We start from the raw sequence: 15,347 nt of genomic DNA, 5'->3' as shown, positions 1-15,347 counted from the left end.
CCCGGTGCGGCGCGTCTCTCCCGCTCATATCAATCCCGCTCCCACCTGACCAGTGGAGCCGCGTGATTTCCTCACCCCCTCCCCGCTGGCCGTGTGCGATGTATCGGGGCGCCGATGCCAAGACGTCCGGAGGTTGCTACTCTGTGCCGATGAGAAAGATGCCCGGGAGGCAGCACATGATCACAGGGAGCAGCGGTCATGTCTTCTGTTGATCAACCGCTCTGCAACCGGGTCGCGGCGGATGGCAGTCTGCACGCGGTCCGCGCGCGCGGCACCATGATGGGCAATCGCGGCGGGCGGCTGCACGATCCGGCGACCCGGCGCCTTGGCCCGGCCCGCTGGCGCTCGCGCCGCTGGATCTGCTGCCGGCTCGACTTCGCCGGGCGGCGGCGCGAGGTGATGGGCGCCGGCTACACCGAGCTGTTCTTCCTCGATGAGGTCACCGCCCTTGCCGCCGGCCATCGCCCCTGTTTCGAGTGCCGACGAGACGACGCCCGCGCCTTCGCCGCCGCCTGGGGCGCGGCCCGGGGCCTTGAACGCCCGCCAAGCGCCGATCAGATGGACCGCGCGCTCCATGGCGAGCGCCTGTCCGGCCGCGACAAAAGCACACATCTGGCGTCGGCGGACAGCCTCCCCGATGGCGCCGTCTTCCAGCACGGCGGCCAGATCCTGACCTGGCGGACGGGCCGGCTGCTTGTCTGGAGCTTTGACGGGTACCGGCCCCTTGCGCCTCATTCTTCCGCGGTGGATATCGGAACGGTCGCGGTGCTGACACCGCCGAGCATCGTCGCGGTGCTGGCCGCATCCTACCGACCCGGCTGGCACCCCTCCGCCGATTGAGTGCCCCCTGGACGGTCAATCGATCAATAAAATCGATGGATCGCCGCAGAATTAAGAATTGGTTCGACAAGGCGGGCTCGGGCAGTTTGGCCTCCTCCCCTTGGCTCCCGACGATCAGGCACCCGATACATGACCAGCATTGCAAGGCCGGCCCCTTCCCTGCGCAACAGCGGCGGCACGCGCGAGGACGCGAGCCTGGGGGCCGGCGACCTCGGCCTTTACGGGGTCACCGTCCTGACCTGGGGCTTCTCCTGGTATGCGCTGCGGATGCAGCTCGGCACTGTTCCGCCGGAGGTATCGCTCTTCTGGCGTTTCCTCATCGCCGCCTCGATCATGATGGGCTGGGCGCTTGTCGCCCGGGCACCGCTGCGCTTCCCTTTGCGCACCCATCTGCGCTTCGCCGCGCTTGGCCTTTTCATCTTCTCCACCAATTTTACCCTGTTCTACTACGGCGGGCAGTATGTGCCCTCCGGGCTGTTGTCGGTGGTGTTCTCGCTGACCTCGGTGTTCAACATCGCGCTCGGCTTCCTCATTTTCGGCCAGCGGATCAGCCGGCGGGTGCTGCTTGGTGGCCTGCTCGGCTTTACCGGCGTGGCGCTGCTGTTCCGGCCGCAGGTGATGGGCGGGGCTGGCGATTTCGACACCGGCGCGCTGATCGGTCTCGGCTTCTGCCTCGGTGGGACCCTGTCCTTCTGCTTCGGCAACATGATCTCCACCGCCAGCCAGCGGGAGGGCATTCCGGTGCTGTCGGCCAATGCCTGGGGCATGGTCTACGGCACCATGCTGCTGGGTGCCTTCGCGGCGCTGCGCGGCGCCCCCTTCGCCATCGACTGGAGCCCGGCCTATCTGGGCAGCATGATCTATCTGGCGGTGTTCGCCTCGGTGGTCGCCTTTGCCTGCTATCTCACCCTGCTAGGACGCATCGGCGCAGCCCGCGCCGGCTACGCAACGGTGATGTTCCCGGTGATTGCCCTGCTGGTCTCCACCGTGATGGAGGATTTCCACTGGACCGCCGAAACACTCGCCGGCCTTGGCTGCGTACTGATGGGCAATCTCCTGGTGCTGCGCAGCGGCGGCGCCCGGCGGCGGGCACCGACAGGCGACCCCGCCTAACCGACGCCGCAAGATGACCTCAAGCGGCGGCCATGTTCATCGAGACATTGCCGATGGCCGCCTGAATATGCGCGCAGAGCGCATCATGCACCGGATCGGTCGCGGTGGCGGCGCGCAGCATGGTGATGTCGCAATGGGGCAGCGCCGGGAAGCCATCGTTCTCGCCGAGGATGCGCATGCCCGACCGCACCGCGCTTTCCGGCAGCACCGCAATCGCCAGCCCGGCCTGTACCGCGCTGATCAGCGCCGCCGCGCTGGAGGAGGAATAGGCGACGCAATAGCGCCTGTTCAGCCGGTCGAGCAGCGACACCGCCTGCGTACGCCAGGAACAGGTGGTCGGCCCCAGAGCCAGCCGCACCGGCTCCTCGGTGTGAATGCAGCGGTTTGCCGGCGCGACCCAATGCAACTGCTCGCGGCGGATGACATCGCCCTGGAAGCCGACGCAATCGCCGGAGGTGACGATGGCGATATCGAGATCGCCGCGCGCGATCATCTGGCCGGTGAAGATGGATCCCTGGCATTGCACCGCGATCTCGATCGCCGGATTGAGCCGGGCGAAGGCCGCCAGCACCTGCGGCAACAGCCGTTCGGCATAATCGTCCGGCAGGCCGAGCCGGACCATGCCGACCATGGTCGGTTCGGAAAACGCCAGCAGGGTCTCGTCATTGAGCCGGATCATCCGCTGGGCGTATTCAATCAGCCGATGGCCATCCTCGGTCAGGCGGGAATTGCGGCCATCCTTGACGAAGATCGGCCGCTCCAGCCGCTCTTCCAGCCGGCGCATCTGCATGGAGACCGCCGACTGGGTCTTGTGCACCGCCTCCGCCGCCTTGGTGAAACTGCCCAGTTCGGCAATCGCCAGAAAGGTGCGAAGCTGATCGATATCCAGTCCATGGGGCATGACGACCTCCTCCAGCGGGTGCAATGATCATCGGCTCGCATCAATACATCACGAAAATCGATCACAATCCATAGATAACATTCGTTTGTTTGATTGATCGCATCCCACTACCTTTTCCTCACACAGAAAACAGATCCGCGCGGCCCTCATATCCGGTCCGCCAGAGACGCCAGGCTTCCGGCACACCCGGGGGCCGGAAAGGAGACTGCCGTCATGACCCATGCCTGCAATTGCGAACCGATATCCGTATCCCCGATCCCCACGCGCGGGTGGCTGATGGCGGGCCTCAACAAGGCTGCCGCCTATGTCGCGGCCGTCTGGCAACGGCGCAGGCACCGGCGCGAGATCGCCGCCCTGCTGTCGCACGACGACTACATGCTGAAGGACATCGGCCTCTCCCGCACGGATGTGCTCGCGGCGGTGCTGATTCACGATGAGGTCGATCCGGGCACCCGGCTGGCGATGGCGCGCAACGAGCGCCACCAGGCGGAGCGCGCCCGCAAGGGGGTCCGTGGCGCGTGACCGACCAGAGCGCCCGCTAGACACCGCTTCCCCGACCAACCGCTCAGCGCCGGCGGCTCCCATACCGGCCCTGACCTGTTGCCCTGTCGGCCCCTCGCCGACGCACCTGCCCGCCTCTCCGGAGGCGGGCATTTTTTTGCGCAACCGCCGCTGCGATCAGCCCTATTTCTCGGCCTGCTTTTCGGCCAGCTTGTCGAACAGGGCCTCGAAGCTGCGCACCTGACTGTCCTGAATGTCGCGGCCAAGGCCGATCCAGGTATCGAGCAGGCCGGGCTCCTGCGTCCCCTCCGAGGCGCTCTCCGCCGCAGCCGCCGGCGTTTCCGGTTCCGCCGATTCCGCCGGCTCCGGCTGGCTGGCGGCGGCGGCGCCCGTCGCCGGGAACAGACCGGTATAACCATCCCAGAAGGCGCGCATGGCCTCGGTATAGGGCGCCATGGCCTGCAGCGGATTGGGGATCGGCTTCGGCCGTCCGCGCGCATAGCCGGCAAGGAAGGCGTCGAGCAGGTCACGCGCCGGGCCGACCGTGAAGCGCCGCACCATCTGCCCCAGGGCCAGCGTCGCCACCACCGGCATCATCGTTTCCACGCCGGGCAGTTCCAGCCCGGTCTGACCCGCCACATACTGTGCAATCGCCTTTTGCGTATCCGCCGGACCGAAGATCAGCGCCAGCGGCTCGCCGAGAAAGGCCTTGGGATCGGCGCCGGCGGCAAACCGCGCCGGACCGGGGAACAGCGCCATCAGCCCTTCAAAGCCATCGGGGGAGGAGCCGAACCGGCGCATGCCGGCGATCGCCGCCGGCATCAGGGCTTCGGCGGCGCGCAACATCTCGGTCTCGCCCCAGCCGAACTGACGCGCGAAACTCTCGCGCAGGGCCGCCGGATCGAAGGCCTCGAAGGATGGTAAGCTGTCTGGCATGGTGCCTCGCCCGTTGCTGGTTGTGGCACGATCATCGCCGCAGCCGCGCCGGCGGTCAAATGGCAACCGCCGCGCGACCGGTCGCCGCTGCTAGTAGGCGTATTCGGCAAAGACCCGGCTGATGTCGCCGTTCCACTCGCCGTGATAGCGGCGCAGCATCACATCGGCGGGAGTTTCCCCGCTGGCAAGGCTTTCCTCCACCGCCGCCAGATGCAACCGCTCGTCCTGACCACCGTCATTGAGGCGGGCGCGGCGCTTCAGCCCCTCGCGGGACAGCGCCAGCATCTCGCGGGCCACATCCAGCACCTGACCGCCCCGGAACGGTGTCTGCAACCCGCCGCGCGGCACCTCGTTGCGCAAGGTCTCGCGCTCCGCCGCCGTCCAGTCGCGCACGAGCTGTTCGGCCTGATCGAGCACGCCGCTATCATAGAGCAGACCGACCCAGAGTGCCGGCAGCGCGCAGATCCGCCGCCACGGCCCGCCATCGGCGCCGCGCATTTCCAGATATTTCTTCAGCCGCACATCCGGGAACAGCGTCGACAGGTGATTGTTCCAGTCGCCGATGTTCGGCTCCGGATCCGGCACGACGCCGCGCAGCGCGCCGTTCATGAAGGCGCGGAAGGTGGTGCCGGTCACATCGTGATAGGCATCGCCGCGCTTGACGAAATACATCGGCACGTCGAGCGCCCAATCCACGTAGGATTCAAAGCCGAAGCCCTCATCGAAGGCACAAGGCAGCCCGCCGGACCGGTCATTGTCCGTGTCCTTCCAGATCTCGCCGCGGAAGGAGCGGAAGCCGTTCGGCTGGCCATCGGTGAAGGGGGAATTGGCGAAGATCGCGGTTGCCAGCGGCTGCAGCGCCAGGCCGACCCGCATCTTGCGGCGCATGTCCGCCTCGCTGGCGAAATCCAGATTCACCTGAATGGTCGAGGTGCGGTACATCATGTCGAGGCCGAGCGTGCCGACCTTGGGCATGTAGCGGGTCATGATCTGGTAGCGCGACTTCGGCATGACCGGGATCTCGTCGCGGCGCCAGGTCGGCGTCATGCCAAGCCCGAGGAAGCCGATGCCGAGCGGTTCGGCCACCTGCCGCACCTGCGCCAAATGGCAGTTGGTCTCGCGGCAGGTCTGATGCAGGTTTTCCAGCGGCGCGCCGGACAACTCGAACTGACCGCCCGGCTCGATCGAGATGGCGCCGCCGCCAACCGGATCGGCAAGGCCGATGATCAGACCGTTATCCTCGATCCGCTCCCAGCCCAGAAGGCCTTCCATGCCTTCCAGCACTGCCTTGATGCCGCCCTCGCCCTCATAGGGAATGGGCGACAGATCGGCGGTGTTGAAGCCGAACTTCTCATGCTCGGTGCCGATCCGGAACTCTTCCGGCGGCTTGCATCCCGCCTCAAGCGTTGCGGCGAGCTCCGATGCTCCCGCGATCGGGGTCGAATCAATGGTATCGCGGGCCATGAACCGTCATCCTTCACGTGATCGGCGCGCACCATACTCAGGCGTCCGATGCAAAACAAATGAGAATTTTCGTGATCGCGGCCGGGGTTTCAGCGCCCCGCCCGTTCCTGCTCCCTGGCAAGTGTCAGTCGCTAGTGCCAGTCGCCGATCACCGCCTGGATCACCGCCAGCGCGGCGACCGCCGCCGTATCCGCCCGCAGCACGCGCGGGCCGAGCGGCACGGGCGTGACGAAATCGCGGGCGCGCAGCGTCGCCCGCTCCTCTTCCGAGAAGCCGCCTTCCGGCCCGATCAGCACCGCCAACGGCCCCGGCGCCAGGTTCTTCAGCGCGGGAAGCGGGTTCTGGGTCGCCTCGCCCTCATCGCAGAACACCAGACGGCGCCCGTCGCCGGCCTCCGCCCAGCGCTCCAGCACCCGGGCGAGCGGTTCCGGCTCGCACACCTCTGGCACGGCGATCACGCCGCATTGCTCGCAGGCCTCAATCACATTGGAGCGCATGCGCTCCAGATTGACCCGGGAGGACTGGGTGTGGCGCGTGACAACCGGTCGCAGGGTGCCCGCGCCCATCTCCACCGCCTTTTGCACCATGTAGTCGAGCCGGGCGTGCTTGATCGGCGCGAACAGGTAGTGCAGGTCCGGCACCGGGGTCTGCGGCCGGGTCTGATCCACCGGCACCAACGAGAGCTGCTTGCGCCCTTCCACCGACAGCGCGGCGCGCCATTCGCCATCGCGGCCATTGAACACCAGCACCTGATCGCCATCCTTGAGGCGCAGCACGTTGAGCAGGTAATTGGCCTGCGCCCGATCAGCGGAGACCGGCTCTCCGGCGCGCAGATCGGCGGGCAGGAACAGGCGCTGCATTCGAAACTCGTAACGGGGCATGGGGGTCCCTTGACGAAAATCCTCTGTCGATACCGGGGGCGGACACCTTGACGGCGCCGCCCCGCTGCGCTCCCCTCGCACTTTGTCCGCGCGCGCGCAAGACGCGCCACCTCAAAGGGATGCATTTGTGGCCGGGAACAGCAACATCGCCGAATACTCGGTGTCGGAAATCTCCGGCGCGATCAAGCGCACGATGGAGGACACCTTCGGCCATGTGCGGGTGCGCGGCGAACTGGGACGGATTTCCCGTCCCGCCTCCGGTCATATCTATCTCGACCTGAAGGACGCCAACGCGGTGATCGCGGGCGTTGTCTGGCGCGGTCAGGCCAAGCGGCTGAAGATACAGCCGGAACAGGGCCTTGAGGTGATCGCCAGCGGCAAGATCACCACCTTCCCGGGCCAGTCCAAATACCAGCTTGTGATCGACACGCTGGAGCCGGCCGGGGTCGGCGCGCTGATGGCGCTTTTGGAGGAACGGCGCAAGAAGCTCGCCGCAGAAGGCCTGTTCGACGCCGCACGCAAGCGGCCGCTGCCGGGCCTGCCCCGGGTGATCGGCGTGGTCACCTCGCCAAGCGGCGCCGTCATCCGCGACATCCTGCACCGGATCTCCGACCGCTTTCCGCTGCATGTGCTGGTCTGGCCGGCGCGGGTGCAGGGCGAAACCTCGGGCCAGGAGGTCGCCAATGGCATCGCCGGATTCAACCGGCTCACCCCCGGCGGGCAGATCCCGCGCCCGGATCTGATCATCGTCGCCCGGGGCGGCGGCTCGCTGGAAGACCTTTGGGGCTTTAACGACGAGATCGTCGTGCGGGCGGCGGCGGCATCCGACATTCCGCTGATTTCGGCGGTCGGGCATGAAACCGACTGGACGCTGATCGACCATGCCGCCGACTTGCGCGCGCCCACCCCAACGGGCGCGGCGGAATTCGCCGTTCCGGTCCGTTCCGAACTCTTGGCCAGCCTCGACGATCTGTCGCGGCGGCAGATCTCCGGCCTGTTGCGGCTGATCGCCAGCCGGCGCACGGAGCTGCGCGCCGCAGCCGCCGCCCTGCCCGCCCCGCGCGATCTTCTGGCGCTGCCACGGCAACGGTTCGACAATGGCGGCGAACGGCTGGCACCGGCGCTGCGGGCCGGTTTGCGCGATCATCGCGGCCGCTATTTCGCCGCCGCCGGTCGGCTGTCGCCCCATGTGCTGCGGCGTACGCTGACCGTGCTCGGCGACCGGCTTGCCCAGTTCGACCGACAGGTCCGCCGGGCGCTCGTGACCGGCACCGACCAGCGCCGCCACGCGCTCACCGCTGCTTCCCGAGGACTGACCCCGGACCGGCTCGCCCGCACCCTCGCCCTGTCGCGGGAGCGCCTCGGCGGCCTTGCCGCCCGCGCCGAACGTGCCCACGGGCAACGGCTGGCCACGGAGCGAGCACGGCTCGACGCCACCACCAAGCTGCTCGACAGCCTGTCCTACAAGAACGTTCTGGCGCGCGGCTACGCGCTGGTGCGCGATGCGGACGGCCAGCCGGTGCGCTCCGCCAGCGGCATTGCCGCCGGCAGCGCCCTTTCGGTGGAATTCGGCGATGCCAGCCGCCTCGACGTCATGGCCATGTCCGGGGATGGCAAATCCCCGCCGCCGCGCAAGGCAAAGCCCGCCCGAGCAAAGGCATCGGCGAAATCCACCCCCAAGGGGCAAGGCTCCTTGTTTTAAAGGGGAAGGGAAGACGGCCGGAGTACCGCCCCACCGTCCTCTCATGCAAAACGGGCGCCCGCCGCGCAATGCGACGGCGCCCGTTTCATGTCGGCGAGGGGAAGGCCGGCCAGTGAGATGACCGGCCCGCCTCACATGATCGACGGCAGCAGGGTAATGATCGACGGGAAGGCGACCAACCCGGCGATGGTCAGGATGTCGGCGACGAAGAACGGCACGCAGCCCCGGAACACCTCCTGCACCGGAATATCGTCCCGCACCCCGGCAACGACGAAGCAGTTCAGCCCGATCGGTGGAGTGATCAGACAGAGCTCCGCCATCTTCACCACCAGAATGCCGAACCAGATCGCGCAGAGTTCCCCCGACATGCCGAAGGCGCTGTCGGCGGCCGACACCCCCTCGCCGCCATTCAGCGCCATCACCGCCGGATAGACCACCGGCAAGGTCAGGATCAGCATGCCAATGGCATCGATGAACATGCCCAGCACCGCATAGGCGCACAGGATCAGGATCAGCACGATCCAAGGCGAGAACTCCAGCGAGACGATGAACAGCTTGAACGCCTCGGGCAGGCCGGCGAAGCCGAGAAAGCGCACATAGACCAGGACGCCCCAGATCAAGGTGAAGATCATCACCGTCAGCTTGGCCGTCTCATGCAGCGCCTGCCAGAGCTGCCTGCTGCGCATGCCGTTGACGAAGGCGCTGACCAGCACGACGAAGGCGCCCAGCGCACCCGCTTCCGTCGGCGTTGCATAGCCGCCGTAGAGCGAGACGAAGATGATGACGACAACAGCGACGATCGGCAGGGTTCCGGGCACCGACGACAGGCGCTCGCCCCAGGTGAAGCCGCCGACCGCAGGGGCATCGCCCTTCCACATGGACATGCCGACGATGATCAGCACATAGATCAGCGCCGAGAAGACCCCCGGCAGGAAACCGGCAAGCAGCAGCTTGGCCACCGACTGTTCCACCAGAATGGCGTAGATCACCAGGATCGCCGAGGGCGGGATCAGCGAGGCGAGCGTGCCGCCAGCGGCCACCACGGCGGCGGACAGCCGCTTGGAATAGCCGACGGCGAGCATCTCCGGAATGGCGACCCGGGCGAACACCGCGGCAGTGGCGACCGAGGCCCCGGACACGGCGGCAAAGCCGGCGGTGGCGAACACGGTGCCGACGGCCATGCCGCCCGGCAGCCAGCCGAGCCAGCGCTTGGCCGCCTCGAACAACTGACGGGTGAACCCGGCGTAGAACGCCAGAAAGCCGATCAGGATGAAGGTCGGCAGCACCGACAGGGAATAGGTGACGGATTTGGAATGGGGAATGGTGCCGGCCATCTTCAGCGCCACCACCAGCCCCTTCTCGAAGCCCAGCTTCTGGGTGAAGATCGCAATCAGGCCGACCGTGCCGACAAAGGCGGCGGCGAAGGCGACACGCACGCCGAAGACGACGAGCAGCAACAGCACCCCGGTCATCACCAGGCCGATTTCAAACGGGGTCATCGGCCGGTTCCCTCCTTGCCGCCAGTTTCGTTTTCATCGCCGAAGGCTTCCTCGATCTCATGCCGGGCGGCCTCCTCGATGCCAGTGATCACCGGCACGGCAATCGGTTCGGCGGCAGGATGGCGGATCAGCCGCCAGTAGCCGTAGATCTGCATGGTGAGCCGCAACCACAGGAGCGACAGCGCCACCGGGATCACCAGCTTGGACGGCCAGATCGGCAGGCCGATGTCGATGGAGCTGTCGCCGTTGGTCCAGGCCCGCTCGAAGTGGAACCAGGAGCCATAGATCAGCGCGGCGATCACCAGCCAGATCAGCACGACGCCGACCAGCTCGGCGACCCAAAGGGTGCGGCCGCGCAGCTGGCCGAGCACCAGTTCCATGCGGATATGCCCGCCGACCCGCTGGCAATAGGCAACGCCCATGAAGGCGAAGACCGCCATCGCCTGTTCGGTGATGTCGATGAAGCCGGGCACCGGCAGGTTGAAGAAGTTGCGGCCGAGGATCTGAACCACGGCCAGCAGCATCAGGATGAGGATGCTGGCGGCGGCAATCAGGTTGAAGGCGTTTTCCACGGCGAGCAGCCATCCGTCGAAACGGATATAGGTGCCGGGCCGGCCAGGAGAGGCGGAGGGCGATATCATGGGAACTCCGGGCGAAAGCCAGCCGTGCGCCACTCCGCAAAAGACCCCGACCCGAGGCGCGCCGTCATGACACACCATCGAACAAGGCCCCAGGGGCGGAAGGCGACCGGCCAGACGCCCCCGGGAGCACGATCACCCGGGGACGGCGGGCCGGGCCTTTGCGGCAAACCGGCTTTTTTTAAGTCAGACTGCGGGCGGGATCAGTTCAGCTTCGACTGAACGAGATCGAGCAGTTCCTGCCCCGGAATGCCCTTGCCGTCCATCTCGACCACCCAGGCGTCCCACAGCGGCTTGCCGGCCTTTTCCTTGAAGGCGGCGAGCTGGTCCTTGGGGAACGTGACCTGTTCGATTTTCAGTTCCTCAAGGGTCGGGTACCACTTCTCGTAGACCTTGTCATAAGTCGCCAGATAGTGGTCGATCGCCTCGTCGACGGACGAATCCAGCGCCTCGCGGTAGTTTTCCGGCAAGGCGTCATAGGCGTCCTTGTTGACCACCACCGGGCAGTTCACCGTGCCCGGGTTGAGATTGGTGGTCCACCAGTTGCCGGCCTCCACGGTCTTGAACGACAGATGCGCATGCGGGGCGAAAGACGCCGCGCGAACCGTGCCGCTGTCGATGGCCTGGAAGGTCTCCGAGGCGGTCACCGTGGTCGGAACCGCGCCGATGGTCTCCATCGCCTTGCCGATGCCGCCGAGCGCGCGCACGCGCATGCCCTCGAAATCCGACACCTTGGTCGGCGCGTCGCCCTTGCCGACGAAATTGTACTGCGGCATCGGCGAGGACATGAGCAGCTTGGCATTCCAGCGGGCGAGATCCTTTTCCACCGCCGGATGGGCGTAGACCGCCTTGTCGAGCATCACCTGGGTCTTGAGATCCGGCACGCCGAGGAACGGCAGCTCCAGAACGGTCAGGGTCGGGTTCTTGTCGGCGTGATAGGAGGCGCAGAACTGCGCCATCTCGAACGCGCCGATGGAAATGCCATCGAGGTTCTCACGCGACTTGGACAGCGCCTCGCCATAGGCCAGATTGAGGGTGAATTCGCCGTTGGTCTTGGCGCTGACCAGCTCGGCGAGCTTTTCGACATGCTCGGTGAAGGCCCGGCGCTTGCCCCAGAGCGAGACGTTCCATTCCAGCGCGAAGGTCTCCCCGACGAAACCGGCGGAAAGCAGGGTCGCCGTTCCCAGAACGGCCAGTTTGCGGCTCAAAGTCATATTATTCCTCCCATAAAGCGCGTTTGGCACCGATTCTCCCGACGTGCTCCTGCCCTGACGTTCCGACAATCGAAACACCGGCGACTCCGTCCTCCACGGCACCGACCGGATACAGGCAAACGTCATGCCAGATGAGGGCGCACCTCCCGGGCGCAACCGATCATCGGCGCCAGCCCGCGTGATTTCGGTTGTTGTTGTCACGCGCGGCCACCAGCAAGAGTGACGCACCCCAGGCCATTCGGCAAGGTTTCGCCGATACTGCGCCGGCCATCGGCGAAAATCCGCTCACCCTGCGTCAGAAACCGGCCACGCCTATCCGGAGCGGCTCAGGCCGAGCCGGGCCATCTTTTCGTTGAAGGTGCGCCGGGGCAGGTCCAGTTCCTCGATCGCATCGGCGACCCGGCCCTCATGTCGGCGCAGAGCGTCCGCGATCACCTGCCGCTCATAGCTTTCCAGCAGATCCTTCAGCCGCCCACCCGGGGCGGCGGCTGGCGCCGTTTCGGTGCGGCCGCCGGTGACAAGCGCGCGCACGCATGGGCTTCCCATCGCCCCGCCTAGCACATAGCGTTCGGCGGCGTTGCGCAGCTCGCGCACATTGCCGGGCCAATCATAACCGGCGAGGAACGCCGCATCATCGGCGGAGAGCGCCGGCACCTCCATGCGGTATTCGGCGGAAAACCGGTTGGCGAAACTGTCGAACAACTGCCGCACATCGCCGCCGCGTGCCCTGAGCGGCGGAATGCGGATCTCGATAGCATTGAGGCGAAACAAAAGGTCCTGGCGCAGCAGATTGTCCTCGACCGCCTGACGGGGCTCCATGTTGGCGGCGCTGACCATGCGCAAATCCACCGGCACCGGCGCCTTGCCGCCCAGCCGGTCCACCTCCCGCTCCTGCAGGGCGCGGAGCAGTTTGGGCTGCAGCGCCAATGGCATCGACGTCAGCTCATCGAGAAACAGGACACCGCCATCGGCCTGTTCGATCCGCCCGGCGCGGGCCTTGTCGGCGCTGGTGAAGGCGCCGGCCTCATGGCCGAACAGCTCCGCCTCGACCATGCTGTCGGGCAGGGCCGCGCAATTGACGGCAACGAAGGGGCCACCTGCCCGGCCGGACAGCTCATGCAGCGCCCGGGCCACCACCTCCTTGCCGGTTCCCGTTTCGCCGATCACCAGGACGGAAGCATCGGTGGCGGCGAAATGAGCGATCTCCTCGCGCACCCGGCGCATGGCAGCGCTGTCGCCGATAAGGCGGGCCTCCAGCCCGTCGCGGCTTTCGAGCCGGCGGGTCAGCGCCCGGTTTTCCAGGACCAGCCGGCGATGATCGAGCGCCCGCGCGACAACCGCCGCCAGCACATCCGGATCGAACGGCTTTTCGATGAAATCGGCGGCGCCGCCGCGCATTGCCTCCACCGCCATCGGCACATCGCCATGGCCGGTCAGCAGCACCACGGGAAGCTCCGGATCGATGCCCTTGACCGTCCGCAAGAGATCCATGCCGCTCGCCCCGGGCAGCAGCACATCGGAGACGACGCAGCCGGGAAAGCCCGGCGACAAGCGCTGCAAGGCCGCTTCGGCGTCCACCGCCTCCACCGGCTCATAGCCGGCAAGGCGCATCCACTGGCGCAGCCCAGCGCGCATGGCCGGATCGTCATCGACGATCAGCACCGGCAGCCGATCCGGCTTGTCCGCCTCTGTTGTCGCCGGATCTGGTGTCGCCAGTTCCTCCACCGCCTTGCCTCCCCTCATGCGTATTCCGCTTCGCCCGCCTTCTCGCCGGGCTCCGTCCCCGTCAGCGGCGGCGCAACCGGCAGCGCCAGCACGAAGGCGGCGCCGCCCGCCGCGCTTTCATGCAGCGACAAAGTGCCGCCAAGGTCTTCCACGATCCGCGCGGAGATGGCAAGGCCGAGGCCCAGCCCGGAGGCGGCCGGCTTGGTGGAGAAATACGGCTCGAAGATCCGCTCCCGCAATTCCGCCGGCACCCCGTCGCCATTGTCGGCGATCTCGATCCGCACCAGGCCCTCCTCGATCCAGCCACGCGCGGAAACCCGCGGCGCGGGCGCGGCCTGGCAGGCGTCGATGGCATTGCGCAGCAGATTGACCAGCACCTGCTCCACCCGCAGCGGCGCGGTCGCCGCGAGCATCGGCGTTTCCGGCAGGGACAGATCGAGGGGAACGCCGGTTTCCTCAATGCGCGGGCGGATCAGCTTGGCGCTGGTGCGCAGGCAGTCGCGCAGGTCCACCCGCTCGACGCGCGATTCCCCCGGCCGGGCGAAACGCTTCAGTTCCTGGGTCAGCGCCGCCATGCGCGCCTGAAGCGCATCGATCTCGCCAAGATTTTCCTGAACGGACGCAAGATCGCCCCGTTCCAGAAAAACCCGGCTGCCGGAGACGAACATGCGCAAGGCCGCCAGCGGCTGGTTGAGCTCATGGGACACCGCCGCCGACATTTCGCCAACGGCCGCCAGCCGGCTGGCACGCGCCAGCCCTGCCTGGGCCTCGCGCAGTTCCGTCTCCACCCGGCGGCGTTCCTCGATTTCCTCAACGAGCCGCCGATTGAACCGGCGCAGCCCCGCCGACTGGCGCCTGAGCCGCTGGCTGCGCACCACCAGCGCCGCGATCAGATAGACCAGCAAGAGGGCGACCGCCCCGGTCCAGACCAGGGCGCGCGGCGCGCGCACCTGTGCCATCGGCGTCAGATAGTGAATGGTCCAGTCGAGCAGACCGACCTTCAGCCGGGCCTGACGATAGCCAGCGCCACCGATCCGCAGGACCTCGGCGGCGGGCGGGCCGTCCTGCAACGCTCTCAAGGGGACCCCGCCATATTGCTGATTGGCCCGGATCGCCGCCACCACCATGTCCGACAGCGGCGCGATCGAGGCGTAGCGCCAGTCATCGCGCGAGCCGAGAAAGACGACCCCGTGCACATCGCTGACGAAGACGGTCTCGCCGCCATCGCGCCAGCTCCGCTCCAGCCGGTCCATGTTGACCTTGACCACCACCACCCCGGCGGCGGGGGCGCCCTCCGGCGTTGCCCGGGCGAAGAACATGCCGGGAATGCCGGTGGTGGCGCCAACGGCGAAGAACTGCCCCTCCTCACCCTTGATCGCGGCGCGAAAATACGGACGAAACCCGTAGGAACTGCCGATGAAGGACGTGGCCGTGTCGAAGTTGCTGGCCGCGACCGTGCGCCCGTTGCCATCCATGATGTAGAGCGCTTCAGCGCCGGTGATCGCCGCCAGATCCTTCAGGAAACGGTTGGTGCTTGCGGCCCTCTCCGGCGCCGACAGAACGCCGACGGCGCGCGGGTCGCGGGCCAGCACATGTGGCAGGTAGCGGAACTTCTCCAGCTCCCGCAGGATCGTTTCCCGGTAGAGAGTCAGCCGCTCGCGCGCCTTGATGTCGCCGCGCAGGGCCGCGCGGTCCTCCACCCACCCGGCTCCGAAATAGGCGCCAACGAGGATCGCCAGCGCCGGCAGCAGCCACAGGGCGCGCCTTGCCCAAGGCGCCAAACGGGCGGGCGCGGAGGGGGCGGCAGGGGGGGCGGCGTCTTTATCGGCAGTCATGGACAGGGGCGCGGCCTGCCCGTATTCCTGTTGGTCTGACATGGCGACAATCGTAGCGGCAGCGCGCTTGCCTGACCATCGCTGCCCGGAAAGGACAT

13 protein-coding genes are annotated in these 15,347 nt (G+C 67.1%); 4 read left to right on the top strand and 9 right to left on the bottom strand.

Annotated features, from left to right (window positions below; all coding sequences use genetic code 11):
* Positions 1-198: 198 nt before the first annotated feature.
* Complete coding sequence (locus IEV83_RS09170) at positions 199-840, top strand: hypothetical protein (RefSeq protein ID WP_181760283.1); 642 nt, start codon at positions 199-201, stop codon at positions 838-840.
* A gap of 129 nt (positions 841-969) precedes the next feature.
* The gene (locus tag IEV83_RS09165) at positions 970-1,953 is read left to right on the top strand and encodes a DMT family transporter (RefSeq protein ID WP_181760284.1); all 984 of its coding nucleotides are present in this window, start codon (positions 970-972) and stop codon (positions 1,951-1,953) included.
* Between the two features lie 19 nt (positions 1,954-1,972).
* Here the strand turns inward: IEV83_RS09165 and IEV83_RS09160 are convergent, their stop codons facing one another.
* Entirely contained in the window at positions 1,973-2,854 is an 882-nt protein-coding gene (locus IEV83_RS09160; RefSeq protein WP_181760285.1) for a LysR substrate-binding domain-containing protein, read from the bottom strand.
* A 213-nt stretch (positions 2,855-3,067) separates the two neighbouring features.
* Between IEV83_RS09160 and IEV83_RS09155 the strand changes: the two genes are divergently transcribed.
* Positions 3,068-3,376, top strand: coding sequence for a DUF1127 domain-containing protein (locus IEV83_RS09155; protein WP_181760286.1), 309 nt, complete (start codon positions 3,068-3,070; stop codon positions 3,374-3,376).
* 162 nt (positions 3,377-3,538) lie between these two features.
* Here IEV83_RS09155 and IEV83_RS09150 read toward each other — a convergent pair whose 3' ends face one another.
* From IEV83_RS09150 to IEV83_RS09140, 3 genes are all read right to left on the bottom strand, one after another.
* Positions 3,539-4,291 (bottom strand): DUF937 domain-containing protein, encoded by a 753-nt coding sequence (locus tag IEV83_RS09150; protein ID WP_181760287.1) that lies wholly within the window; start codon positions 4,289-4,291, stop codon positions 3,539-3,541.
* A 90-nt stretch (positions 4,292-4,381) separates the two neighbouring features.
* On the bottom strand, positions 4,382-5,755 hold the full coding sequence (locus IEV83_RS09145; RefSeq protein ID WP_181760288.1) for a glutamate--cysteine ligase: 1,374 nt from the start codon (positions 5,753-5,755) through the stop codon (positions 4,382-4,384).
* Positions 5,756-5,886: 131 nt separating this feature from the next.
* Positions 5,887-6,636 carry a 16S rRNA (uracil(1498)-N(3))-methyltransferase gene (locus tag IEV83_RS09140; RefSeq protein ID WP_181760289.1) on the bottom strand — a complete coding sequence of 250 codons (750 nt, stop codon included), beginning with the start codon at positions 6,634-6,636 and terminating at the stop codon, positions 5,887-5,889.
* Positions 6,637-6,763: 127 nt separating this feature from the next.
* On the opposite strand from IEV83_RS09140, the gene xseA reads away from it, so the two are divergent.
* Positions 6,764-8,338 carry an exodeoxyribonuclease VII large subunit gene (gene xseA / locus IEV83_RS09135; RefSeq protein WP_181760290.1) on the top strand — a complete coding sequence of 525 codons (1,575 nt, stop codon included), beginning with the start codon at positions 6,764-6,766 and terminating at the stop codon, positions 8,336-8,338.
* 131 nt (positions 8,339-8,469) lie between these two features.
* Here the strand turns inward: xseA and IEV83_RS09130 are convergent, their stop codons facing one another.
* The 5 genes from IEV83_RS09130 to IEV83_RS09110 all read right to left on the bottom strand — a co-directional run bounded on the left by IEV83_RS09130 (position 8,470) and on the right by IEV83_RS09110 (position 15,291).
* Positions 8,470-9,837 (bottom strand): TRAP transporter large permease, encoded by a 1,368-nt coding sequence (locus IEV83_RS09130; RefSeq protein WP_181760291.1) that lies wholly within the window; start codon positions 9,835-9,837, stop codon positions 8,470-8,472.
* Positions 9,834-10,478 (bottom strand): TRAP transporter small permease subunit, encoded by a 645-nt coding sequence (locus IEV83_RS09125; protein ID WP_181760292.1) that lies wholly within the window; start codon positions 10,476-10,478, stop codon positions 9,834-9,836. The genes IEV83_RS09130 and IEV83_RS09125 overlap by 4 nt, the downstream gene beginning before the upstream one ends.
* Positions 10,479-10,678: 200 nt before the next feature.
* Positions 10,679-11,689 (bottom strand): C4-dicarboxylate TRAP transporter substrate-binding protein, encoded by a 1,011-nt coding sequence (locus IEV83_RS09120; protein ID WP_181760293.1) that lies wholly within the window; start codon positions 11,687-11,689, stop codon positions 10,679-10,681.
* A 312-nt stretch (positions 11,690-12,001) separates the two neighbouring features.
* Complete coding sequence (locus tag IEV83_RS09115; protein WP_181760294.1) at positions 12,002-13,432, bottom strand: sigma-54-dependent transcriptional regulator; 1,431 nt, start codon at positions 13,430-13,432, stop codon at positions 12,002-12,004.
* Complete coding sequence (locus tag IEV83_RS09110) at positions 13,429-15,291, bottom strand: sensor histidine kinase (RefSeq protein WP_181760295.1); 1,863 nt, start codon at positions 15,289-15,291, stop codon at positions 13,429-13,431. The genes IEV83_RS09115 and IEV83_RS09110 overlap by 4 nt, the downstream gene beginning before the upstream one ends.
* Between the last annotated feature and the right edge of the window lie 56 nt (positions 15,292-15,347).

It is taken from the genome of Stappia taiwanensis (assembly GCF_014635285.1).
Lineage (GTDB): Bacteria > Pseudomonadota > Alphaproteobacteria > Rhizobiales > Stappiaceae > Stappia > Stappia taiwanensis.
This window is presented reverse-complemented; position numbering and strand designations above follow the sequence as displayed.